The organism is Pseudoalteromonas sp. APC 3691 (assembly GCF_030408135.1).
Classification (GTDB): Bacteria; Pseudomonadota; Gammaproteobacteria; order Enterobacterales; family Alteromonadaceae; genus Pseudoalteromonas.
The window spans coordinates 59,305-83,948 of sequence record NZ_JASDCB010000001.1 but is presented as its reverse complement, the minus strand read 5'-3'; the positions used below and the strand labels follow the sequence as shown (position 1 = coordinate 83,948).

Below are 24,644 nucleotides of genomic sequence, written 5' to 3'. Positions count from 1 at the left end.
TTTTTTAATAAATATATAAATAAGAGCGCGAAGTAAATTCGCGCCTACAGGTGGGTACATACTTCTAGATAAGGTTATTAATTTAGCCCAAGCGTTAGTACCTTGAATAATTATGGCTTTACTTCTACCTTAAAATTCAATGTAACAAATTGATGACAAGGAAGCACAATGCAAATACTTCACCACGGAGCGGTTAACGGCGTTACTGGTTCGTGCCACGAGCTGGTAGTTAACGAGCAAACAAGTGTGCTTATTGATTGCGGGTTATTTCAAGGCGAAGACTCTAAAGCCGACCTTTCAATTGAGTTTACTATTACCCATGTTACTGCCCTTATTGTTACCCATTGCCATATTGACCATGTTGGCCGAATTCCTTACCTATTAGCAGCCGGTTTTAAAGGCTCTATTTTTACAAGTATTGCATCGGCCAGCTTATTACCTTTGGTAATAGAAGATGCTTTAAAAGTGGGTGTAACCCGCGACCCTAAAATTATAGCTGCCTGCTTAAGCTTATTAAATAAGCGTATCGTAGCTGTTGACTATAAAACGTGGTTTGAACTACCTTGCAAAGGGCCCAGTAAAGCTAAAGCGCGGTTTCAGCGTGCGGGCCATATATTAGGTTCTGCCTACGTTGAAATTGATGTTACAAATAGCAATAACAACAAACATCGCGTTGTATTTTCGGGAGACTTAGGTGCGCCATACACCCCGCTACTCCCTTCGCCTAAGCCGCCCTATAAAGCCGATACCCTCGTTATTGAATCAACCTACGGGGATAAAAATCATCAAGGCCGTAAAGAGCGCACAAAAACGCTAAAAAACATTATTGAACGCGCCGTAGCCGACAATGGTGTTGTTTTAGTTCCTGCTTTTAGTATTGGCCGCACACAAGAGCTGCTATATGAGCTTGAGCAACTAATACATAGCTCATCTAAAAAGTCTAAGTGGCAAGACATTCACGTAATACTCGACTCCCCCATGGCAGCCAATTTTACTGAGCAATACAAAAAGTTTAAACACCTATGGGATAGCGAAGCTAAACGCAAAGTTGCAAACGGTAGGCACCCGCTCGATTTTAAAAACCTAACTACGGTTGATACACACAAGGAGCACTTGGCTGTTATTAACTATTTAAGTACCCGGCAAACACCAGCCATAATATTAGCAGCAAGCGGTATGTGCACTGGTGGCCGAATAGTTAATTATCTTGAGCGATTTTTAAGTGACAAAACCACTGATGTATTGTTTGTAGGTTACCAAGGAAACAAAACGCTAGGTCGCGAAATTCAAAAATATGGCCCGCGTAATGGGTATGTTTTTATAAATGATGCTCGCATTACTATAAACGCAAAAATACATACAATTAGCGGGTACAGCGCCCATGCCGATCAAAACGGATTAATTAAGTTTGTAACGGGTATGCATAAAAAGCCAAGCCGTATTAAAATTGTACATGGCGATGTTGAAGCAAAAAACGCCTTAGCAGCAAAGTACAAGGAAGTGTTAAGTAGTGAAGTTAAAATAGAGATTGGAAGGTGTTAATGAGCCACGCAGTGAAGTATAAATAAACCCACAGCACCTGTTGTTAAAGTATGTTCAAATGGCACTCAGCTTTAAGTGCCATTTGGATTTTCTAGTATTTATGTAACTTTATTTTACTCTATAAACAACAAGCAAGTTATTGTTGTATTGTAAGTTCAGGCAGCCCAAGCTTACACCTTATGTAGTTAATTACTCTACAATAGTTTGCAAGTGCATATAAATAAAGACAAAATACTACTAGAAAGCAATAAAACATATAGTACTCTGGGATATTATATACCTCTCCCAGCATCCCCACTGAAGCAAACACCGAGGCTATAAAACAAATTAACGCCAATGTTTGCATGGGAGAGCAGCCAATTCTTTGGCAGATATGATGTAAATGCTCTCTATCTGGCTTAAATGGTGATTTTTTTTGTTTAATTCTACGTATCATTATTGCAACCATATCCATTAAAGGGACTGCGATTAACCATAATGCTGTTACAGGACGGATCATTGGGCTACCTGGATTTTGGCTAGCGCCAATTAAAAGCCAAATTACAGTAAAGCCTATCATCATACTACCTGCATCACCCATAAATACTTTTCTAGCACGACCGAATAAACCCAAGTTCATTATAATATAAGGGATCATAGTAATTACCAACAATATACATAAATAGCTAAGTTTTTGCTCACCCGACAAAGATAATAAAATAGCTATGCTGCCAAATGTAACAATTGATAAACCACCAAGAAGCCCATCGATACCATCAACCATATTAAAAGCATTAATACAGCCGATCACTGCAAACACGGTAATCACAGGACCAAGCCATGTGAGAAAAATTTCTCCAATACCGAACATATTACCCAAAGACTGCATTTGAGCACCTGCAAAGTAAATCATAACTATAGAGATAGCCGTTTGTATGATGATCCTAAACTTAACGCTTAAATCATATTTATCATCAAGAACACCGATTGCTGTAAGCGCAGTTATGCAAAGCATAAATAGGTTTTCGTGATTAATCATACCTGGGTGAGAATAAATGTAATGAACTATTGTGATACATATTGCCACGCCGCCAACTAGGGGAATATTACCTGTATGAGCTTTTCTGCCTGAGGGAATGTCTACAAGTCCAATATTGCGTGCTACTTTTCGCATTAGGAATAGCATTGCGAAGGCAATAACAAAGGTAAATAGAAGATCTAAAATCATATAAAGTTCCGTGTTAACTGGCTAAGTTAACTTAATCTGGTTGTTTCAGTTGATTTAAAGCACTTAAAAATTTAATGTGTGCTTTCTGAATTTTTAAATAATTACAGCTAAAGTAAGAATTTCCCTAAACACACTCATGTACTCCTTGGCGAAAACAATATAACACTTGCCTATAAAAAAACTCAAAGTTTAATGAGCTAGTAAAGCATCTAAGTATTTTGGGTTATTTAGAGCCTTTCTAAACAACAATGAGTAAATTAAATAGTTTTGTATTATACAAATACACAATAGATATATTTTATTATTCATTTTTTTGATTAGCAATACGCTAGTCCATTATTCTATGGCTGAACTCTGAACGCGCATTGAATACAAATATAAACTAAAGATCTATTCCGAGAGTAAGATTTAAACACTTAGGCTTTTATAGGTATCACGACTGACGGAACACAGCTCTCCATGCATAATAGGCAAAGCAAGTAACTGCTTTTATAAAAGGAAGCTTTTCTACTTCACGATAAATTTGCCACTGCCGCTTAGCCTTTTTTAATTTGTTTCTTGAAATTGAGTTAGGCATTATTCTGTAACACGTTAGTATCTCATTTAATAGGTAAGCGTTTTTCCCCGATTTTAATAACTTTAGCCATGTTGCATAATCTTGCCCTGTTCTTAGTAATGGCATAGTAATATCAGAAAAAGCATTACGTCTTAACATTACGGTAGAGCATCCTAAGGTTGCTTTTTTTCTTAGCATGTCGCTATAGGTAAAAAAGCCGGTTTGTGTTGCATCTACTGTTTTACCTATTGGCTCCCCACTATGATCTATTAGGGCGTAAGCAGTAAAAGAAAAGTCAATGCTATCCCCCATAAAGGCTACTTGCTTTTCAAGCTTATTAGGATGCCAGCAATCATCACTGTCGATAAACGCTATAAAGTCACCTTTAGCATTACTTAATGAGCTGTTGCGTGCGACAGCAGCACCTGAGTTAACCGCATTTTTGAAAACTTTTACTCTTTGATCTTTTTCTGATACCTCTTGCAGCAATTGATATGTTGAGTCTGACGAGCAATCATCAGTTACTAGCCATTCCCAATTATCTAGCGTTTGTGAGGATATAGACTTATAAGTTTCAAGTAATTCTGAACTAGAATTATAAGTCGCTGTAATAATTGAGATAAGGTGCATATTTAACTCTTCGTTTGAAAAATACTTTAATAGTAAATTTTGCTAAGATATATTTATTTAAAAAATCCTGCATAGTATATAGAGATAAACCTTAGATTAAAGCTTTAGAAATAAAATAATCATTTTCTAATGTAGTTTTTTAACATTAGCTTCATTTTTTCATAGAAAGATAACTCTGCAGGAATTTTTATTGCCCACCGTAGCATTAGCGCAAAGCGAATATAAAAGGGATAAAAGCGCAATAAGTACCCTCTAGCACAGAATCGACCAGCATGATCTATAGCTCGACTTTCTATATTAGTCGTGTGGTAGCAAGTGGCTAGACCTAAATAACTTACTTTTGCATTAGCCTTAAATAAATCTAATATAAATTTATTTTCTTCACAGCATGGAAGCTGTGTCCCTAAACCTAAATTCGTATCGAACTTAATATTATTAGCATTGACGAATTCTCGCCTTACTATTATTTCAATAGAAGATATTTTTAAGGAATTTGTTAACTTGTGCGAGCGGTGAAAAGCATAATCCTTATAAAATTTACTATGATCCTCTAAAGATTTAATTTTTATAAAATGAAGATCATTATTAGAGTTTTGGAGTATGTAAACTAACTTATCCAGAGCTTCAAATTCTAATTCAATATCATCGTCCTGTATCCACAACCACTTGCTCTGGCTATTTTCGATCAGCATATTACGGCTGCGACTTAACCCAGATTCAGTCGTTTTTATTACTTTAACCCTTTCCGATAGTTGAGTTACAGTATTAGTAGGTTCTCTTTGTGAACATATTAAAAAGTTGACTCTATGATCTATTTTATCAATATTTGTCTGAAGATATTCTGTCAACTTATTTAAAGAAGCAGTAACTGTTGATATGGCAATTGTTAACATGGAGGCCTTACTATTAGAGGTTAAATTTTCCCAATACATTATAGGGTATATATTGTTCTGAGTTTGTCATCTTAAAAACAAAGAACATAATTATAAATGACACGATAGATAGGTAAACTAACCTTCCCTCACCTTTAAACACTCGCATTAAATAGGTTAAAAGCACAATATTTGATATATTAAAAATAATCACAAACCTATCACTTAAGTCCTCAAACTGCATTAACAATATACTTAAGATAAGCCCTATAAAGCTTAAGTTAAAAAATAGATCAAAGTACTCAAACCTTTTCGCGAGCCTCTCATAATAATAAAGTAAAATAAGAAACGTTAATGGTTTTTCTATAAATGAGAAAGAAAATGGTTTTGGCTCGCCAGCAGATACGTATGACTTAAACGCGTAAAAAATAACGTTTGAGTTGGGTAAAACATCTGCTATTAGCTTAATTACATTGATTCCTTGCAAAAATAACGCGCTAATTAGGATAGACATAAAAACGTGCGGTTTAAATTTTTTATTTACAAAAAAGTACAATGGAAAAACTAAAATCAAGCTTACATGAAAAGTAACTGCTATTAAATTCAATAAAAAATAAGCGTAAGCATTTCTAGATTTTATAAACTGTAGTGAATATAAGAATATTGCGACAGCTAAACCTTGCCTTAAAAACATCATGTTAAACTGAAAATAACCATAACGCATATAAATTAGTAGTGCGAATATAGTCATTGGAGTGTATATAGATACACTTTTATAGGTTAAACCTATAGTAATTAAGGCTGTAACAACAAGAAAAAAATTAAAGTCATCAATTATGGAGTGAATTATAAAATTATAAGTTAAATACCCTTTTTCTATGCGCCTATTGTCAGAAAAATAATTAAATAAATTTGAGATATATTCGGGAGCATCATAAAATACTTGGTGATAAACCTCCCAATCAGGTTTAGCACCTACTTCATGCCTCAACCCCGCAAATAAGGCAAGTATCAGCACTAAAGAATAGCCCAAAAAACTATAGTCTTTTTTTGCTATAGATGAGTACGAAAAAAGTGTAAGCACGGCAACAAGTATAAGATAAATCATTTATTAAAGGGCACTATTCATCTAACTTCAGACCTGAAATAAGCCGTTCATATAAAGACTCTTTGTCAAATACTGTGTTTTTATCTAAATTATCTCTTCGGAGTTGCTCGTTCCACAGATGGACTGCCTGAGCTCCTTCCAGATTAATGTGCCCATCACTGGCAAAGAAAATTTTCTTCCAGTCAGCTGATGAAATTGGGTAATATTTTTGCATTGGTGCAGCATAGTTTATTAGCTCACCCTTCTTTACAAAGCCAGTAAGGGCTTTGGGTCCTGTAATACCCCATGGCAAATAAGAAAAATCTCCGCGCCCCCAGGTTCTGCCAATAAACTTTCTTATTAGGAATTTAAATGTATCCCACCTTGTAAATTGAAATGGGTTATTACAGTAGTTACTTAAATTAGAAAATAGTTTGTTACCTGATTCTTTCGTTCCAATTACAGCATTGTTTATATAGGTTTCATTCTCAAAACCAAAATCAAGATCGTTCTCAATATAAAATGGAGATAAGCAGATAACGTCCATATCAACCCAATAGGTATTGCTACACTTTAGAAGCATTTCGTACCTAAAGTGGTTAGCAAATCCAGCATAACTTCCTTTACCTTTACCTGTTACAGACCCGTAAGTAAAAACTTTATTTTTTGGTAGTATGCTATTAGCATCTAAAACCTCGACACCTTCCGGTATGTTTAGTACTTCATCGTAGGTATATAGATACACCTTATGCCCTGCACGCAAAAAAGAGGTTAAACACACTCTTTCTAGCCTAGATAAAGCACCACCAATCCATAACGATCTTATTTCTGCCAACATAATTTCCTACACCTTTCCATTTATTAATTAGCTTTATTTGCCTGAATACGAATATTGGACTAGCAACAAAAGCTAACTAAATTATTTAAAAGTAACTACTTTTAAATAGCGCTAATTGAATTTACCTTCACTTTTAAGCCTATAGTAGTGTTCAGCATTTCTTTGGCTGAAAACAACAGCGGGGTGACCTCCAGCTATTGATAGCGGGGGTATATCAGAAACTACTACGCTACCAGCTTGAATTACGGCTCCCTCACCAATGTTTACGCCAGCTAAAACTATAACTCGGCTCCCTAACCAAACACTTTCACCTATATTAATGTCTTTGGTAACATAGCTATTATCGTAAGGTAACGCGGTTCCGTTAATATTATGGTTTTGCGTTATCATCATACATGATGAACCTGAGTGAAAATTATCTCCTATAGTGACTTTCCCCGCTCCTGATATCTGCATACCATTAAAATGACAGTTTTTACCTAAATACGTATGATTATTGAAACTGCTTTTAAAGTTTATATTTGGTAACTCGTCATAATGTGTAATTTGTTTAATAGCCTTATTTGTATAATATCTTTTTCTTATACGGCGTCTAAATTTATTGATAAAATTGAATAAACCTTTCATCTTTCCTCCTTTAATCTCCACGGCATATCAAATAACTTTGCGCTTATGAGCCAAGTAAATATAAACTGACAAAAATTCGCAATTAAAAAAGCTAATGCCGCACCTATTAGCCCATAATTTGGTATGAGAATTAATAACAAGACAATATTTAATGCACCTGAAGTTATTGTTACATAAGATAAGTATTTGGTTTTTTTTATGTAAAAAATGTAATTCGTCACCATAAAATACATCCCAAGAAAAACTTGCCCGGTAACTATAAAAGGTAATACTCTCGCAGCTTCATGGAATTGTTCACCAACTATGAGTTTTAGAATTGCGGGAGCAATCAAGAATGATAAAAATATTAAAAGAGTCAAAAACAAAAAATATATATATGTTTTTTTTACAATCGATTTTTTTATAAAGTTATCATTTTCTTTCAGCTTTCCAAACAGCCAAGGTGAATATGCCTTATTAATACTATTGAAAACTATATTTAAGGCATTACCTAAGTTAACAGCAACCATGTAAATGCCAGTCATTTCCAACCCTAACTCTTTATTTATTACTAAACGATCAATAGAAAGTAATAAAAAGCCTCCTAGAACGTGGGGGATTAATGGAATGCCGAATGATAGTGCATATTTTATGTCAGCCTTGTTGTATTCAAATATTACGAGCTTATCATTGCGAAGAGTGAAGTATGATATTATTCCAATAATAATACTTGTTATCACAATCCCATAGATGCGCCCGTTTGGTCCTAACTCAAATAGAACAACCAACAAGAGGCTAAACAGCAAAACTACGAGAGCATTAGTTACCTGAAGAGTTCCATATGACTTTGCTCTACCCCTGATCTGCCACTGGCCTAAACGTATGTTTAGGGTGAAACTACAAAAAACACTAAGTAATCCTAAATAAACCCAAAGCAAGGGAATACCAAGATATGCTGCAAGGAGCCCATCAATAAGTGCTAGAATAATTACCGATATAAGTGTACTACCCACCAATATCAAAAAGCAGTTACCATTGAACCTAGCTAATTCAGTAGACGTTATTTTTTCATCAAAGTAACGGCGATTTGCTGCGCCATAAACACTTAAGCCTATTAAAGAACTTAAAGCTGTTGTGAAAATACCAAACATCGCAATTTGGCCATATTCCTCTGGTTCCAAATAGCGAGTTAAAATCGGTAGCAAAATAAAAGGAATAGCAGAGCTAGCAATCGAACTTAATGTATAAATAAGCGTATTTCTTAACAAGGCTCTTCCCTTAACTTTAAACGTAATGTCATTATGCAAATACTTCTATTTATATCTGAAAGCTAATTTTTTTTATTTCCATACCAATATCTGCATAATAATCGTAAACAATATTTACATTTTCTAGCGATACTTTTGATGTTAAATATTCGCGAACATCTACGGCGACTAAATCAACCTGCGAATTAAAATTTAAATAGCACGTGTAAAGCGCCGTCGAATAATAAGAAAGCACTTTTACAGGCATAATATTGGTTGACAGGTAGTAGTTTTCTATAGGTTGATTTAAGTTTTTAATTTTAAATCCAATTTTTTTAATTTTATTGAGTTTCTTTTCAGACTCTTCTCTATGAGGTATATAATAAAAATCATCAATGTAGTAGTGTTTAAAAATGGTGCTTAACACATACAACTCATCATTTTCTTTCATATAACCTGCTTCAGACAACTTTCCACCTATGAAATAATGACTATTATCTACTGATATTTTATGATTTTCCTTCTTGCTTTTATAGTTATAGTAATTAGTTTGCCCCGGAAGCATAAACATACTTAAGTCAAAAAAGGTAAATAAATTGGGCTTTCTTGGTTTAAGTAATAATTTTTTAAAAAGTTTCTTTTTTAAGCCTTTTATTTCAAATACACTTTTATTTTGCTTTATAAATTTTTTCTGCATAGCTATCGTAACCGCTCCATCATCCAATAAGATCGACTCTCTTGGAGCTATACAAGCTTCATAAATAGCATAATCAGGGTTTCTATATTCACCATAGAACAAACGCTCTACTCTATTCCGATACTTAAAAAACAATTTAAATAAAAAAGAAAAATATAAAAAATATCCTAAATAAAGGTTGGTATTGTAAAAAATGTGCACTTTAGCCCATTTAGAATCTAACTCACTCATTATTTGCTTATGATTATTATTGTTTTTTTCGTGTATATTAATGAAGATAATTGTTTTTTTTATTTTTAATAAGTCACGAACCTGAGTTGCAGATATTAGTTGTAGGGGACTTTCCACAAAAAAAATATTGAATTTTTCACTCATAGTTTATACTTATTTTATAGGTTAATATTCTCATTGTTTTAAATAAAACTCTGCAATTTTAAAGTCAATTTTTTCATCGATATCAATGGAGTTTTCTCTATCCATTAAATACGCAAAAGTATTAGCTTTTAACATAAAGCTACCTGCAGCTAATAGTTTTTCTACCTTACAAATAAAGATTGCACCGTTTAATCTATAGTACTTTTCTAGATCTTGACTGCGCTTATTAAGCACTTCGTCATTCAAAAAATTATCCATCGATAGCTCACTATTCAAGGTATTCGACCATAAGGGTGAATGATCCATCTCGCATACACTTACTATAGAATCAGCTTGTTTTTCAACTAATAACTCTATTGCACTATCTAAATGTATGCGACTTCTAAGAGGGCTTGTGGCTTGTAATAAAACTACATAGTCATACGCTTGTGTGTTATCAATAACGTGCTTTACTGCATCGAAAGTAGTAGCAATATCAGAAGCAAGTACCTCTGGCCTCTTGATGGTATCTGCACCATGATTTTTAGATATATTTAATATTTCACTGTCGTCACTAGTAACAATAACTTCATCAACATATTTACTATTTAGCCCTGCCTCTATACTCCAAGCAATTAAAGGTTTTCCAGCTAATTTTAATATATTTTTTCTTGGTAGCCTTTTACTTCCTCCTCGGGCTGGAATTACTGCCAAAACTTTTTTACCATTAATCATTATTAATTCCTAAGGTATTGATATCTAACTGTGCTTTTTGAAAATCATCATGACGCCCTACATCTAACCAATACTCATGAATAGGGAACTTCAATGTTTTAAGCCCTTCTGCTTGTTTTTGTTCAAATAAACTTGGCATATCTAAGTGCTGCCTCTTTGGAAGTGAATTAATAATATTGTGCGAAATCACATAAATACCAGCATTAACAAAGTAACGGTATGTTGGCTTTTCTACCATGCCTGTAATTTGATGCCCTTCACCTTCAATTACTCCAAAGGGAATTTTAACCTCATAGTCACGGACACACATTGTGGCATCGCTAGCCTTTTTAACATGAAAGTCTAGTACTTTAGAAAAATCAACATTCGTTAAAATATCGCCATTAATCATAATTAATGGTTCTTTCGGTAAATCATCTGGCAGTAGTGAGAGCGCGCCCCCAGTGCCAAGTGGCGTTTCTTCATGCACATATGTAATTTCAACGTCAAAATTATTGCCGTTGTCAAAGTAATCCATGATTACCTCTGGCAAGTAGTGTGTAGAAATATAAAACTTGTAAAAGCCATGATTTTTAAAATTATTAATTAATGTTTCAAGCATTGGCTTGTCGCCCACCCGTAGCATTGGCTTTGGGCAATTATCAGTGAGTGGACGTAATCGGGTTCCAAACCCACCTGCCATTATAAAAACTGGGTTTTCACGCTTCTCTATTATTAGCGTTTCATGAAGTGTTTTTAAACCAACTAACTCATTATTGTTATTAACTATCGGCAGAGATAATATTTTACGAGATTGCATTAATAGCTTAAGCTCATTACTGCTTAACGAGGCGCTAGCACTGACTGGGCTTATGTTCATAATCGTACTTACTGGTGCTGTTAACTCAATACCTTTGAGTATACCTCTTCGTACATCACCATCCGTTATCATGCCTACCAGCTTGTTGTTATCAACAACAAGCGCGACTCTAAGCGCTTCTCTATCGATCACTTGTAACGCTTCTTTGATTGAAACTGAAGGTTCAATTACTACTTTTTGCCAATTAACTGTCATTACTTTCTAATCCTTTAACTATTGCGCGCGCACCATAAACAACTGAGTTCGCTGGAATTGATTTTGTTATATTTGCGCCAACACCAATTATACTATTTCGGCCTATAGTAATATCATTAATTAAATTACTACCCGTAGCTATGTGAACATTATTTTCTATTACAACCTGGCCACTTAATGTAGATCCTGGTGCTAAATGACAATTTGCACCAATACTGCAATCATGGTCTATTGATGACGAGGTATTTATAATCGTGTTTTCTCCAACTACAGTGCCGATATTAACTACGCAATTATTCATTACTTGAACACCGCAACCTATTACGGAATAGTCTGATACGATGGCTGAATCAGCAATGACCGTGGCAAACTCATAGCCTAGTTTTTTAAAGCGATTATAAATCGCCTCTCTTACAGATTTGGAAGGCATCGAGCCTATACCGTTAACTAACAAAACTTCTTGAGGGTTAAATTTAAGAATATCATCATCGTTGTGAAGTAATTCTATATTATCAAAGAGATTACCGGCCGCTATTAACTCAGGTGCAACTACACTCACTATTTTTTTATTTTGCTTAAGGAGGATCTCTGCTAATACCGCTGCATGTCCCCCACCGCCAATTATAATAAGTGGCTTATTTTTCATCAAGCAACTGCCCTATTGAGTAATCTTTAGTTACTGGGGAATTTAGTAAATTCCAATAATTGATTGGTTCTATTCCACCACCAGGGCGCTTCACTGACATATTTTCAGCTGTTAATACATCTCCTTTTTTAATCGCTTGAGCCGCAACTAAACTTTTACGCGCAACAGCTTTATTTTTAACTTCTGAAGGTCGTGGCCCTTTAATGCCATCACCTAATATTTGTTCTACAATGCGAATACCATCAACCATCTCTTTTAATTCGATAGGATCAAGAGAGGCTTTGTGATCTGGGCCTGGCAGTGCTTTATCGACTGTAAAATGCTTTTCAATTAAAACAGCCCCTTTAGCGACAGCGGCAATAGGTACTACAATTCCTGCACTATGATCTGAGTAACCTACTTCTAGCTTAAAGGCATCTTTCATGGTGTCCATGGCATTTAAATTTATATCATTAAATGGTGCTGGGTATTCGGTAGTACAGTGTAAAAGTGTTACTTTTTCTTTTAATAATTGCTTACCTTGCTCTGAAAAATACGCTGTTTGTAATGCTTCTTCTGTTGGATTGCCTTCTGGGTTTAAATAACCAAAAGCAATTACTGATAATACCTGCTCTATTTCAGAAAGCGTTGCCATACCTGTTGATACGATTAGATCACAACCTGTTCTTGCGTGTTCTAGTACTAATGGCGCGTTAGTAATTTCACCCGATGGTAGTTTTAGGCGCGTTATTCCTAAATCATCAACTAAAAATGAAAGGCTTTCTGAGTCAAATGCGGTAGATAAAAACTCAATACCTAACTCATTACAATATTTCACTAGCTTATGGTGCGTTTCGTAGCTCAACTCTAATCGCTTTAGCATTGAGTACTGAGACTCTTTTTGACCACTATTAGTGACTTGATACTCTGCTTGTTGTGCATCTTCAGTGACTAAATTTTTAGCTTTAAATGTTTGGAATTTAACTATATTGGCTCCTGCTTGATGCGCAGCATCAACAAGAGAAAACGCTATGTCGTCACTGCCATTATGGTTAACACCAGCTTCAGCTATAATTAATGTCATGGAGGTTCTCACTTTAAATCGTAAAAAGATTTGCTCGGCTCAAACTCTAAAGATTTGAGCATTTGAATTGCTTGAGCACTTGCATTGCCGGCGCCATATGGATTAATAATTGTTTCGCCTGGAGTTTTATAAGTACCAGTAACAGCAGTCGTTATTGCTGCAGAAATAGCGGCTTTTGTTGCTATGCAATTAAGTACACTTTTAGCAGCTAAACGGCCTTTTTGCCTTACGCCTATATTAACTGTAGGCACATTAAATGCTGGTACTTCAATGATCCCACTTGATGAGTTGCCAATAACAACAGCGGCGTTTTTTACCGTGCTTAGGTAGCGCTTTTGCCCCAACGAAGGTATTGCACAAATTCTATTAGGATGTTGTTTAGCATAGTTTTCAAGTATTGGTATGATACGGCGCCCACCATCATCGGCATTTGGATAGGTTAAAATAATTTGATGATCTTGAAACTCATCTAACGCATCTAGTAATGCTATAAAGCTTTGCTCTGGAGGCTCTTCACCTAGCGTTACCGGATGATAGGTAACAAGAAAGTAAGGCTGTTTCAAATTAAAACTTAATGAGTTGCCAATTTCATTTACGCTCATAAACTCACTACGTGCTAAATGGTCAAGGCCAATTGCGCCAATGTTTTTAACTCGTTCAGGTACTTCACCTAGCTGTATAACACGTTGCCGATACCCCTCGGTAGAGGTTCCGTGTAAATAGCTCAGCTTAGTAATGGCATGACGAATAGCGTCATCATAAGCACCTTCGGTGATTTCTCCACCATGTAGGTGCAAAATAGGGATGCGCATTATCATCGCAGTTTGAGCGGCTGCAAGTGCTTCAAAGCGGTCCCCTAAAATAACCAATGCATCGGGCTTTAATCGACTTAATGCATCTGTAAATCCAAGTACACCCAGCCCCATACTTTTAGCGGTACCGACGGCCGTATCTGATGAGAGTAAAATTTCTATTTTTTCATCTATGGTAAAACCATCTTGCTCTATTTGTTTATAAGTTTCACCAAATTCAGATGATAAATGCATGCCTGAAACTAATAGCTGTAATGTAAGCTCTGGATCATTTTGAATATCTTTTATTAGCCAATACAGCAGCCCATACTCTGCTCGAGTACCTGTAAATACAGCTATTTTTTTTGTCATTACAATTTGCCTAAACTATTAACTGGAGAGCTTGGTATATTAACTAAGTGAGCCTCAATAAACTCTGAATGGCTTAGATCGCCTCTCATTACCTTTTCGAACATAGGTAAACGATGCATTAATTGCCATACTGGTCGAGTCATTACACCATCAGCATTTGTCTGTTTTAATAGTTTTTCTCGTTCACTTTGATTTGGACAAATAATGGCGTTTAACCAATAATTTGATTTTGCATAATTAGGCTCAGTGACAAATTTAAAATCAGACCCATTAAAAAAGTCTATATATAAATTCGCGAGATAGCGTTTATTGTCGATAAATGCGGCTAAGCTTTCCATTTGCGCGCAACCAAGTGCAGCGTTTAAGTTAGGCATGCGATAATTAAAGCCAGCTTCATCATGAAAAAATTCATACGGATGAGGCACTTTAGCTGTGGTAGTTATGTGTTTGGTGTGCTGCCCCGACGCTAAGGTTTTGCATAAAACCATACCGCCACCACCGGTGGTAATTATTTTATTACCATTAAAACTAATTGCACCAAAATCACCTAAGGTACCGGTATGCTTACCTTTGTAAAAAGATCCAAGACTCTCGGCTGCATCCTCTACTAAAGCGATTTGCCATTCGTTACACACACTAATTAGCTCATCAAGCTCAACAGGGTGACCAAATGTATGCATTGGAACCACTGCCTGAAAGCGCTGCTTTGTGGTTTTATGCACGGGGCCCGATTCGGTTAATACTGCATGTTGCTCTAAAAAAGCAGACAAAGCTTTAGGGCATAACCCCAAGCTGACGGGTGATACGTCAACAAATGCTGGCTCTGCTCCCATATGATGCAATGCATTACAAGTTGCTACAAAAGTAAGGGCTTGAGTTATAACGATATCGTTATTTTTAACTCCCACCATATACAGAGCTGTATGCAACGCTGCGGTGCCATTTACAGTAGCAACTGCTTTTGCGGTTCCGGTGTAATTTTCAATGTGGGCTTCAAAGTCATCTACAAATTTACCAACACTAGATACAAATGTACTGCTTATTGTTTCAGATACATATTGTTGTTCGTTCCCTGAAAACGTTGGTGCGTGTAAAGGAATGAACTCGTTAGTTTGGTAGAGATCTTTCACAAATGAAACAAGCTGTTTAGTCATAATATATTTGCCTAATTACATTTTACCATCAAGGTATTTGCCCGTTTCTTTATGCCCAAAGTCAGGTAGCATTTTAAAGAAAAGCGACACAATTTCGTCTTTTGCCCAAGATTTATTAGTTTTCATTTGAGTAATTGCTTCTTCAAATTCGGCTAACAAAGTTTGTTCGAAAATAGCGTCATTTTTAATTATGCCTAAATTTTCAAAACGTTCCATATCTAGTGTTTCATTGTCGGTAAAAAATTCTTCAAAGTCTTTTTCGCCGGTGGTGTCACTTTCAGTAAATAAACACGGCCACTTACCTTGAGCCGGTAGCGTTTTTACTAGCTCACGTGCTTCTTCTTCAGTTGTACATAAGAAAGGTTCGTAACCACGATCTTGAAGGTATTTTACAGCAATATCTGCAAAGGTAATTAAGTGTAAAGTTTCACTTAGTTTTGGAAAGAAAATGTCTCTATTTTCACCGAAAATACATGACATTAAACATAGTTCACCAGACTCTTGAGGTGTAACAAAATAGCGTTTTATATCGCTAGGAGCGACTATTGGCTGCTGCTTTTGTATGCGTTGGTTAAAGCCATGTAATAATGAACCATCAGAAAAAGCGACGTTGGCAAATCGAGCGGTAGAAATAGCGATTTCTTCGCTTTTACGCATTAAAAACATTTCCATGATGCGTTTTGAGGCTCCCATCATATTTACTGGATTTGCTGCTTTATCAGTAGATACACAAAAATATTTTTTTGCACCACAATCAATTGATTGTTGAATTGTTTTATCCGTGTTGAAAACATTTACGTCAATCATACGCATTAAAGTAAATGGGTCTTTTTCACTACGAACATGCTTAAGTGCAGATAAATTCAATACATAATCATATTGCCCATCTGCTTTTATAAACGCATCGTATTCTACTGAGCCAATATCAAGTGCGAAGGTTTGAAAGTCGCCGTCGATATAGCCAAACGAACTACGAACATCGCGAACTAGCTCAACCATATTATTTTCGCTTATATCAACGACATGAAGCTTTTTGGGGTTACGTTTGAAGATTTCTTTTGTAACTGCTTGACCAATAGAACCTGCGCCACCAAGAACAAGAAATTTTGACTTGTTAACTGCTTCAGTTAGTTTTAATTCATGCATTGAAATATCAGTTGAGAATAATTCTTTTGTTCTACCGATTAGCGATATAATTTGACTCATGTGAAAACCTTAAATTAAAAAGTTGAATATATTAATCTCTTAGAGACTTCGGTTAACAATAATTATAATCACTATTTATTATTATAATTAAATTTAAAGAGTTGGGTGCTATCTCTCTTTTCTTAAAAAATATCGAGTTAAAACAGTTACAACACTTAAAATCCCCCCTAAAAGAAATCCGAATATACATATAAGCGGCCTCTTAGGCTTAAACTTCTGTTCAGGCACTAGTGCGGGATCAATCGTTTTAAAAACATACTCATCTCTTACATTAGCAAACATAATAGTTTTAGTTTGCTCTTCAATTAGCTTATATAGTACAGCCCTAATATCAGTAATTTGAGTTTGCTCTAGTTGGCTTGTTAAAAACTCTGTGCTTTTAATTGCCTCTTCAACATCTCTCGATTTCATAACGCTATTAATATCTTCTATTAACCAATTAACCCAACGCTGTGCAACCACGGGAGACATGTGCTCAATAGATATCGTAATCATCCCACTTTCTTTATCCATATATGCGACTAGGTGTTCGCGAAACTTTTTATAGGCCTCCTGCATAGAAGGCTCAGGCTTATAGGGTGCTTCAACCTCCCTAATCCAGTTATTTTTGCTCTTGTCATAAATAGCCTCATTATAATAAATTATATCATCGAGACGATCCCAAGATTTTACAGCCATTAGATCTGGTAATATATTATGAGCTTTAATAAAGTCAGTAGTAAACTTGCGAGACTTCAATATTTCGAGCGCTAACTGCGTTTTATTTCCGCCTCCATTACCACCTAAGTTAACTCCTGCTAAGCTAGCCAGGCTGCCAAACTGACCTGAAAGTGAGCTTAGACCGCTAACTGGCTCTTTTTCAGAGGCCGTTAGCAATGCCTCTGCTTTATATATGTTAGGCTGATTTAAAGCGTATAGTACTGCTAAAGCAGAAACTACAGTTGTTAAAGTTATAACTAGCCACCTACCTTCCCAAATTACACGAAATATCTCTCGTAGGTCGATTTCATCATCAGTAACAGGTACATTACTGGAATTTAAATTACTTTTGCTCATATAAAATATTTACCAATCCTGAGTATTATAAATACACTTTTGCAAGTTACTTGTATTTACACTACGAAAATATTTGAATGGGTTAAATGCCACTTATCGCAGCAACCGCTACACCTAATTGGTACATAATCTGCGTAGCAGTACTCCATAACGTCAGCTTATCCATATGGCTTGTATCCATTGGTATTACAATTGTATCTCCAGGCTCTAACTGCTCTGAGTTATTAGCAGCAAACCAGCCACCTGTATTTGGTATTTTTACGGAGCCATTTGCTTTAATAATATAGATGCTATCTTCATTGGCACGCTCTTTAAGACCACCGCTTAGATCAATGTAATCATCAACACTTACACCAGCTTTAAAAAGATGCGATGTAGAGTAGTTAACTTCACCAATAATACTTATAGAATCACGCTTACTTGGTACGTAAAGTGTATCGCCATCCTGAAGCACTAAATTCTGTTTGTTATCTACAATTAAAGGTAAATCTATAACTAGACGCCCTACCGCTTCAACACTTGCTAGGTCATTTAGTAGCTTATTCATTTCATCGTACGAGAGTGAATTACTGCTAACTGAGTTTTGAAAACTTTTTGATGCTATATCACGGCGTAGCTCGGTTGATAAACGGGCTAGCTGTTGTTGCTCTTGCTCTTTAATAGAGACGCGGGTAAATATTGCTGCTTTTTGCTCTGCAAAATTAGAAAATCCGCCCGCACGTTTAAGTAAATCAGTAAGCGTTTCACCTCGGCGAATAGTGTATGTGCCTGGAAACTTAAGCTCACCTTTTAATTCTACTTTTACATTTTCTTGCCAATTTGGAATTGCAAAAACGTTGATGCTGTCTTTACTTTGTAATGTAATATTACTTTGAAGGTCGCCTTTCATGGCGCTTTCAAGGTCAAATCGTAAGTGTTCTATTTTAGAACCATCGCTGGCTACAATACGTGTAATTTCAGCTTGTTTTACGTAGGCAGACTCTAACAGGCCACCGGCTGCTGTTATTAAATCACTTACCTCACCACCAACCATTAATGGGTAAATACCTGGAAATGTAACGTTCCCGCTAATTTCAACAAGTTGCATGGCTTGGCTTACAGATGCTTGTTGCTTAAATTTAGCAATAATTGGCGCTAATAAATTATGGCGGCTAAATAATGCGTAATCTTCAGGTTTGAGTTCTTGGTTTTCTTCTTTTGCTTTGCGTTTAGAAATTCCAGCAATTGTTAGTATTTTATTGTCTCCAAGAACAAGCTCTTCGTCTTCTTGATTAACACCAATATATTTTTCGAACTCTTTTTGCTCAAACTTGTGCCATTGCTCTGCTTTTTGTTGCTGCTCTTGTTGCTCTTGGCTAAGGGCCATATTTGCTAGAGCTGATTGCTCTGCTTCTTTTTCTTCAAAACGACTAAATACAACTATCTTGTCATTAGCTTTAAGTTGTAAGTTGTTTTCAGGATTTTTAATAATTGCTTGAGCAACGTCGAACTGATGCGCTTCTATATCGCCGTTTACATTTATTTCGCGGATGACGAGGCCGTAGCTTAAATCGGCTTGCGGTAGTAGGTCACCGCGTATAGATTTAAGTACATCTGAAATACGCTTGCCTTGGTGCCATTGATAATTACCTGGGCGTGCTACTGCACCAATTAAGCTAACTGAATTTTGGTATTGCGAGCTAACCGAATTAAAACGAATACGGTCGCCATCTTGTGGGATATAGTTAATTTGTGGTTTTGAAAAATCGACCGAGAGTACTTCTTTACGATCGAAATTAAAGCGCTCTACAATTGCGCTTTTAGCGTATGCATTGGGTTTAAGGCCTCCGGCCATCGCTAATAACTGCTTAGCAGACTCGCCTTTTTTAAGTTCAAAAATAGCGGGACGTTTAACTGCACCTTCAACTGTTACTTGAGCGCCAACTGACGGTATGAATACTGCATCGCCCGGTTTTAATACGATGTCGTTGCTGCTATCGCCATTAATAAGTAAGTCGTAAAGGTCAAAGTTTGCAACTACGTTGCCTGCGCGTTTAACTTGAATATTACGAAGAGAAGCAATGTCAGACACGCCACCGCTTACGAATAATGCGTGCGAAACGGTTGTTAATGAAGAAACACTGTAGCTACCAGGCTTGTAAGCTTCCCCTAGCACTAAAATACGCATGCTACGAAGCTGACCAAGCGACACAAACGCTTTTACACCTATTACCTCTTGCTCTACTTTTACTTTTACTAATTCTTTAATTTCAGCAAAAGTTAAACCGGCCACTTCTACAGGGCTTAAATCTGGAATACTAATACGTCCTTCACGGTCAACTATAACTTCAAAACTGTCACTTTCTTTACCATAAAAGTTTATTTTTAATTGATCGCCAGGGCCCACAATATATGTATCTGGTACTGCAGCATTTTCGCTTGGCATAAATGTAGTTGGTTCACCTGCAAACAATTCGTAACCGTATGGTTTTAATTCGTCTGTTTTTGGTTTAAAGCGCTCTTCATCTGTAAGCTTTTCTTTTTCGGGTTCTGCGCGCTCACCAATACTATTTTGCTGCTGAGTATTATTTTGATTATTAGATTGGTTTGTACCAGTGATCGTTGATACATCGACACCGTATTGTTTTGCGAGGGCTTCTTGTTGAGCTTTAGGTAACTTTTTAAATTGCTCAATTTGAGACGCTGTTGGCGTAAAAGCCAAAGTACTAAAACTACAAAGTAGAATAAAAGCACTAATAAATTGTGTAAAAACTTTCACGAGTAGGTATATCCCTAGGTCTACAACCAAAATTGGCCGCTATAATACCTTAATTTTAAGCAAATAAAAAAGGGACTTTCGTCCCTTTTGTCACTTTAGTGTAATTAACTTAACTACATTGGTTAAAAACTGTAAACCAACGTGAATGACGTTTCAGTGTCAGTGCTTTCTTTGTCGTCAGCAACATCTGAGTTGTTAGTGACATTAAAAGCGACTTTCATTTGTAACGAGCCGTTTATTTTTGCAAGTAATGCAGTTTCAGAACGAGTTTTAGTGTTTGTATCACCGTACTCAACAGCAACTAATTGAGTAAAACGTGCATTCTCAGAAATTTGCCAGTTGTAATCTAACTTACCTAAGGCAATTACTTCGCCTTCAAATTCACCAGCAAGAGAGTTACCGTTGTCATCAACTTCAGTGCTGTCATCTGGGTATTCAAAGTATTTATAACCAGGACCAATTTCAGCACTTAACCACATAGTTTTTTCGTTTAATAAACGTAAACCGTAACCTGCAGAAATTACTGACTCACTTCTATACGCTCCAAAATAATCTGAAACGTGTGAACCATAAATGAATAAATGAGAATGATCTTCATTTAATTTGTAATTACCTTGTGCAGAAATTGAATACTTTTCGTTAGTGCGCTGCTTGTTTTTGTCACCATTTGCATCTTCAACTTCATCTTCTTTGTAGATGCCGTCTAGCTTGTATTCGTTGTTCCAGTGTTCAAGATTGTGCTGAACTTTGATGCCACCTTTAAGTGTGGTCGTTTCTGTATTACCACTTGTGACAATAGCACCTAATTCACTGGTAACTTCCCATGTTCTTTGTTCTGCGTCTGCAGCAAATGCGTTTGTTGCAGCAGAAGCCGCAACTAAAACTGATAAAAGCTTTAATTTCATTAAAAAATAACCTTTGTATAAATGTACATCTATTTTATTAAAGCATTACTTGTTAGAGCAAGCTAAACAGCTAAGTAATAATGTAAAAAATTTTCATGCAGCAAATACCGCATGAAAATTTTATGTTTAATAGCTCTTTAGCACTATAACAATTAAAGATAACTTTAATTAAATAACTATTTAAAATTAGTCTTGCTTGTGAAAGTGAACATCCATTTGTGGAAATGGGATAGTAATATTTGCATCATCTAATGCGATTTTAATATTTTCCATTAATGACCAGTAAGTAGGCCAATAATCAGCAGCGTTAACCCAAGGACGAACAATAAAGTTAACACTTGAATCGCCTAACTCATTTACAGATACATTGTAAGCTGGATCTTTAAGTATGCGTGTTTCTGCATCTAATACAGATTTTAATACTTCTTTTGCGTGACGTAAATCAGCATCGTAGCCAACACCAATAACTAAATCGATACGACGAGTAGACTCTCGTGAGAAGTTAGTAATAGCACCAGACATTATTTGAGAGTTTGGTACGATAATTACTTTGTTATCTGGAGTACGTAGTTCAGTTGAGAATATTTCGATTTTTTTAACCGTACCCATTTTATTACCTGCTTCAACAAAGTCACCAGACTTAAATGGACGAAGTAAAATAATTAGTACGCCTGATGCGAAGTTAGATAATGAACCTTGTAATGCTAAACCAACAGCTAAACCGGCAGCACCTAAAATAGCAATGAACGAAGTTGTTTCAATGCCAATTTGCGAAAGTGCCATTAAAATAGTTACAGCAAATACAAGTGTGTACACAATACTTGAAACAAATGAAGCGACAGCTTTATCTACTTTCTTTTTAGCAAAACCTTTTTCAGTTAAGTTAGAACAAAACTTAGCAACACGACTACCAAGTAAAAAGATAACAAGCGCAACAACAGCTTGTATACCGTAGTGTAAAATTAGGCCTGAATTATCGTTAAGCCAATTAAGTACTGAATCCATATTTACTCCAAATGTTTTTTATTAAGCGTTTTCGGGCATTATTATACATTAATTTACAATTTACTCTCATGAAATAATGAATTAATACTATTAAATGCAAGTATATTCTATTTTTTAGAGGCATTTATGCGATAAAACATAGCCTACTTTGAAAAAATATTAACGACTAAATACTAATTATATTTGCCTGATTTAAATTATTTTAATTTATTTCACTTTTGGGCTTCACAACAATTATTATTTTATGTATTATGCGCGCCACACCAAACAAGGTGTGTGTAGTGGCGGTTGTAGCTCAGTTGGTAGAGCCCCGGATTGTGATTCCGGTTGTCGCGGGTTCAAGCCCCGTCAATCGCCCCACTTCTTTCCTAGAAAGCCTCATATTTATACCCTATTAATTATTCTATTATATAAATTCTAAAAACTCTTACTATATTAGCCTTGCAACATAATTATTAATACTCTAGTTAAACCCACTAATTTACAAATCTCGCGCAGCGATTAAATCATCCCTAGATTAAAAAATTTCAATCCACAAAGATCAACACGCCCTAATTAGTAATAATATGTAATAAACAAGTATTTATACCAATTCGCTTAATTAAGTGATCTATTTTGAGGATGGAAAAACATGTTGATAGCTTGGCAAAAAATTCGCTATTTAGTTGTTCTCGGCAATTGCTCCTGCATTGCTCTACCTTCTGCATCTATGCAGTCGTAAATGAGAATTTTCTAACACAGGTAGCGACACGTTTAGCCCCGCAAAATGATTAAGTATTATCGCGGATTGGTATAACTCGTTACTTATCTACAATTAATTAACTAATGTGACTGTATTAACTATACTTAGCTACAAAAAGTGGTAGGTTTCTAATGTTGGCATCACTTTTTACAAAACATCAAACTTCTACTGGGATATAAAATTAAGCATGATTAAACAGGTTTTAGGAAATTTACTGTGTAGTTGTTTAGCTGTAATGAGCTTTAACTCATTGGCTCAAAGCAATGATGAATTCAATAAGTTATTGATTGAGCTTCAAAAATTAGTTTCTGAAAAAAAATACACTCAGGCTTATCAAAAAAGTAATAGCGAATACCAGTACCTGGGCGAACCCGTATACGACTTTTTATTAGGGGTCAGTGCACTTAAAACAGGGCATGCGGCGCCAGCTGTATTTGCCTTTGAACGCGTGGTTGAAAATAATCCTAGATGGTATGAAGCTCGCTTGTACTTAGTTCGTGCTTATTTAACAGTTAATAATTTACCTGCTGCCGATACTCAAGCTTTAATACTAATTAACTCACCTGACACACCTAATAATATAAAGTCTTCTGCACAGTCATTGCTAGAAACTGCTGCACTTAAGCAACAAGAGGCTGGACGCTCTTATAAACAAAATATTGAGCTTGCCCTTGGCGTAGATGGCAACGTAAACGCAGGTACTGCAGAAAATACGATTATAATTCCTAATATTGGTGAGTTTTTGTTATCGCCAGAAAGTAAAAGTACGCAAGACAACTATGCACGACTTAATTACAGAGGAAAGTACTCTCACCCTATTGACCAAAAAAGCTTAATCACTTTAAGTATTGATACCGGGTGGTACAAGTTTGAAGAACTCAGTCAATACGATCGTTTAAATGCGCACATGAATGCCGCCTATCAATATAAACAAAATGACATAAGTTGGTTTGCACGAGTTGCTACCACTCCGTTGATGCTTGACGGTGAACTTTATCGTACTGAATCAGCTTTAACGGCCGGAGCTAATTTTACGCTAAATAAACAAGTTAATTTATTTAGCTCTGCGACTGCTGGTGTTTTGAATAATAGGTTTGATGAAAAGCTCGATAATTCGTTTTATACATTAAATGCAGGTGCTAGCTATGCAACTAATCAATGGTTTCAAAGTTTAAGCGTTAACGCCAAAAACGAAAAAGCCGATATTACTGAAGGCGAATTTAATAGCCGAAATATTACTAGCTTGTACTACCAAGCAAACACTCAGCTGGCTCAACATTGGCAGTTGTTGTCTCTTGCTGGATACCAATGGATTAATTATAAAGAAGATCACCCTTTATTTTTACAAGAACGTGCCGATAACCTCTTTATGCTTTCGACTACTGTTCGCTATTTAGTTAATCGTGATTTAGCAATACAGTTGGCTGCAAACTATCAAGATAAATCCAGTAATATTTCTTTATTCGAATATGACCGTTTAGATATCAATTTAAGCGCTTCTTACTCATTTTAATTTAAGGT

The 24,644-nt window shown here is 35.8% G+C and carries 21 protein-coding genes and 1 tRNA gene; 3 read left to right on the top strand and 19 right to left on the bottom strand.

Annotation, left to right across the window (positions count from 1 at the left end):
• The first annotated feature begins 168 nt into the window (after window positions 1-168).
• Complete coding sequence (locus tag QL998_RS00330; RefSeq protein WP_182195644.1) at window positions 169-1,542, top strand: MBL fold metallo-hydrolase; 1,374 nt, start codon at window positions 169-171, stop codon at window positions 1,540-1,542.
• 136 nt (window positions 1,543-1,678) lie between these two features.
• On the opposite strand, the gene wecA is transcribed toward QL998_RS00330, so the two are convergent.
• From wecA to QL998_RS00235, 19 genes are all read right to left on the bottom strand, one after another.
• Window positions 1,679-2,749, bottom strand: a complete 1,071-nt coding sequence (gene wecA, locus QL998_RS00325; RefSeq protein ID WP_024605760.1) for a UDP-N-acetylglucosamine--undecaprenyl-phosphate N-acetylglucosaminephosphotransferase — start codon at window positions 2,747-2,749, stop codon at window positions 1,679-1,681.
• Between the two features lie 433 nt (window positions 2,750-3,182).
• Window positions 3,183-3,935 carry a glycosyltransferase family 2 protein gene (locus tag QL998_RS00320; protein WP_182195641.1) on the bottom strand — a complete coding sequence of 251 codons (753 nt, stop codon included), beginning with the start codon at window positions 3,933-3,935 and terminating at the stop codon, window positions 3,183-3,185.
• A gap of 119 nt (window positions 3,936-4,054) precedes the next feature.
• Window positions 4,055-4,828: a glycosyltransferase gene (locus QL998_RS00315; RefSeq protein WP_182195638.1), complete on the bottom strand. Its 774-nt coding sequence runs from the start codon at window positions 4,826-4,828 to the stop codon at window positions 4,055-4,057.
• Between the two features lie 13 nt (window positions 4,829-4,841).
• Window positions 4,842-5,915: an EpsG family protein gene (locus QL998_RS00310; protein ID WP_182195635.1), complete on the bottom strand. Its 1,074-nt coding sequence runs from the start codon at window positions 5,913-5,915 to the stop codon at window positions 4,842-4,844.
• Window positions 5,916-5,928: 13 nt separating this feature from the next.
• Complete coding sequence (locus QL998_RS00305; protein WP_182195633.1) at window positions 5,929-6,732, bottom strand: hypothetical protein; 804 nt, start codon at window positions 6,730-6,732, stop codon at window positions 5,929-5,931.
• Window positions 6,733-6,843: 111 nt separating this feature from the next.
• Window positions 6,844-7,359, bottom strand: coding sequence for an acyltransferase (locus QL998_RS00300; protein WP_182195630.1), 516 nt, complete (start codon window positions 7,357-7,359; stop codon window positions 6,844-6,846).
• Window positions 7,356-8,606: an oligosaccharide flippase family protein gene (locus tag QL998_RS00295; RefSeq protein ID WP_182195627.1), complete on the bottom strand. Its 1,251-nt coding sequence runs from the start codon at window positions 8,604-8,606 to the stop codon at window positions 7,356-7,358. The genes QL998_RS00300 and QL998_RS00295 overlap by 4 nt, the downstream gene beginning before the upstream one ends.
• A 49-nt stretch (window positions 8,607-8,655) precedes the next feature.
• Complete coding sequence (locus QL998_RS00290) at window positions 8,656-9,657, bottom strand: hypothetical protein (RefSeq protein WP_182195623.1); 1,002 nt, start codon at window positions 9,655-9,657, stop codon at window positions 8,656-8,658.
• A 30-nt stretch (window positions 9,658-9,687) separates the two neighbouring features.
• Window positions 9,688-10,371: an acylneuraminate cytidylyltransferase family protein gene (locus tag QL998_RS00285; RefSeq protein WP_182195622.1), complete on the bottom strand. Its 684-nt coding sequence runs from the start codon at window positions 10,369-10,371 to the stop codon at window positions 9,688-9,690.
• Entirely contained in the window at window positions 10,364-11,425 is a 1,062-nt protein-coding gene (locus QL998_RS00280) for a nucleotidyltransferase family protein (RefSeq protein WP_182195619.1), read from the bottom strand. The genes QL998_RS00285 and QL998_RS00280 overlap by 8 nt, the downstream gene beginning before the upstream one ends.
• Window positions 11,415-12,071: an acetyltransferase gene (locus QL998_RS00275; RefSeq protein WP_182195616.1), complete on the bottom strand. Its 657-nt coding sequence runs from the start codon at window positions 12,069-12,071 to the stop codon at window positions 11,415-11,417. The genes QL998_RS00280 and QL998_RS00275 overlap by 11 nt, the downstream gene beginning before the upstream one ends.
• Entirely contained in the window at window positions 12,061-13,134 is a 1,074-nt protein-coding gene (gene neuB / locus QL998_RS00270) for an N-acetylneuraminate synthase (protein ID WP_182195613.1), read from the bottom strand. Before neuB ends, QL998_RS00275 begins: the two co-directional genes overlap by 11 nt.
• A gap of 8 nt (window positions 13,135-13,142) precedes the next feature.
• On the bottom strand, window positions 13,143-14,297 hold the full coding sequence (gene neuC, locus QL998_RS00265) for a UDP-N-acetylglucosamine 2-epimerase (RefSeq protein ID WP_182195610.1): 1,155 nt from the start codon (window positions 14,295-14,297) through the stop codon (window positions 13,143-13,145).
• Window positions 14,297-15,451 (bottom strand): LegC family aminotransferase, encoded by a 1,155-nt coding sequence (locus QL998_RS00260; RefSeq protein ID WP_182195608.1) that lies wholly within the window; start codon window positions 15,449-15,451, stop codon window positions 14,297-14,299. The genes neuC and QL998_RS00260 overlap by 1 nt, the downstream gene beginning before the upstream one ends.
• A 15-nt stretch (window positions 15,452-15,466) precedes the next feature.
• Window positions 15,467-16,657 carry a UDP-N-acetylglucosamine 4,6-dehydratase gene (locus QL998_RS00255; RefSeq protein ID WP_290191883.1) on the bottom strand — a complete coding sequence of 397 codons (1,191 nt, stop codon included), beginning with the start codon at window positions 16,655-16,657 and terminating at the stop codon, window positions 15,467-15,469.
• A 108-nt stretch (window positions 16,658-16,765) separates the two neighbouring features.
• A complete protein-coding gene (locus QL998_RS00250; RefSeq protein WP_182195603.1) occupies window positions 16,766-17,713 on the bottom strand; it encodes a Wzz/FepE/Etk N-terminal domain-containing protein in 948 nt (315 codons plus the stop codon).
• A gap of 82 nt (window positions 17,714-17,795) precedes the next feature.
• Window positions 17,796-20,471, bottom strand: coding sequence for an SLBB domain-containing protein (locus QL998_RS00245; RefSeq protein WP_182195600.1), 2,676 nt, complete (start codon window positions 20,469-20,471; stop codon window positions 17,796-17,798).
• 122 nt (window positions 20,472-20,593) lie between these two features.
• The gene (locus QL998_RS00240) at window positions 20,594-21,376 is read right to left on the bottom strand and encodes a DUF481 domain-containing protein (RefSeq protein WP_024596589.1); all 783 of its coding nucleotides are present in this window, start codon (window positions 21,374-21,376) and stop codon (window positions 20,594-20,596) included.
• Between the two features lie 186 nt (window positions 21,377-21,562).
• Complete coding sequence (locus QL998_RS00235) at window positions 21,563-22,381, bottom strand: mechanosensitive ion channel domain-containing protein (protein ID WP_182195597.1); 819 nt, start codon at window positions 22,379-22,381, stop codon at window positions 21,563-21,565.
• 284 nt (window positions 22,382-22,665) lie between these two features.
• On the opposite strand from QL998_RS00235, the gene QL998_RS00230 reads away from it, so the two are divergent.
• Both QL998_RS00230 and QL998_RS00225 read left to right on the top strand, forming a co-directional pair.
• Window positions 22,666-22,741: transfer RNA gene (locus tag QL998_RS00230), tRNA-His, on the top strand.
• 569 nt (window positions 22,742-23,310) lie between these two features.
• Window positions 23,311-24,636 carry a hypothetical protein gene (locus tag QL998_RS00225; protein WP_290191882.1) on the top strand — a complete coding sequence of 442 codons (1,326 nt, stop codon included), beginning with the start codon at window positions 23,311-23,313 and terminating at the stop codon, window positions 24,634-24,636.
• The last annotated feature ends 8 nt before the right edge of the window (window positions 24,637-24,644 follow it).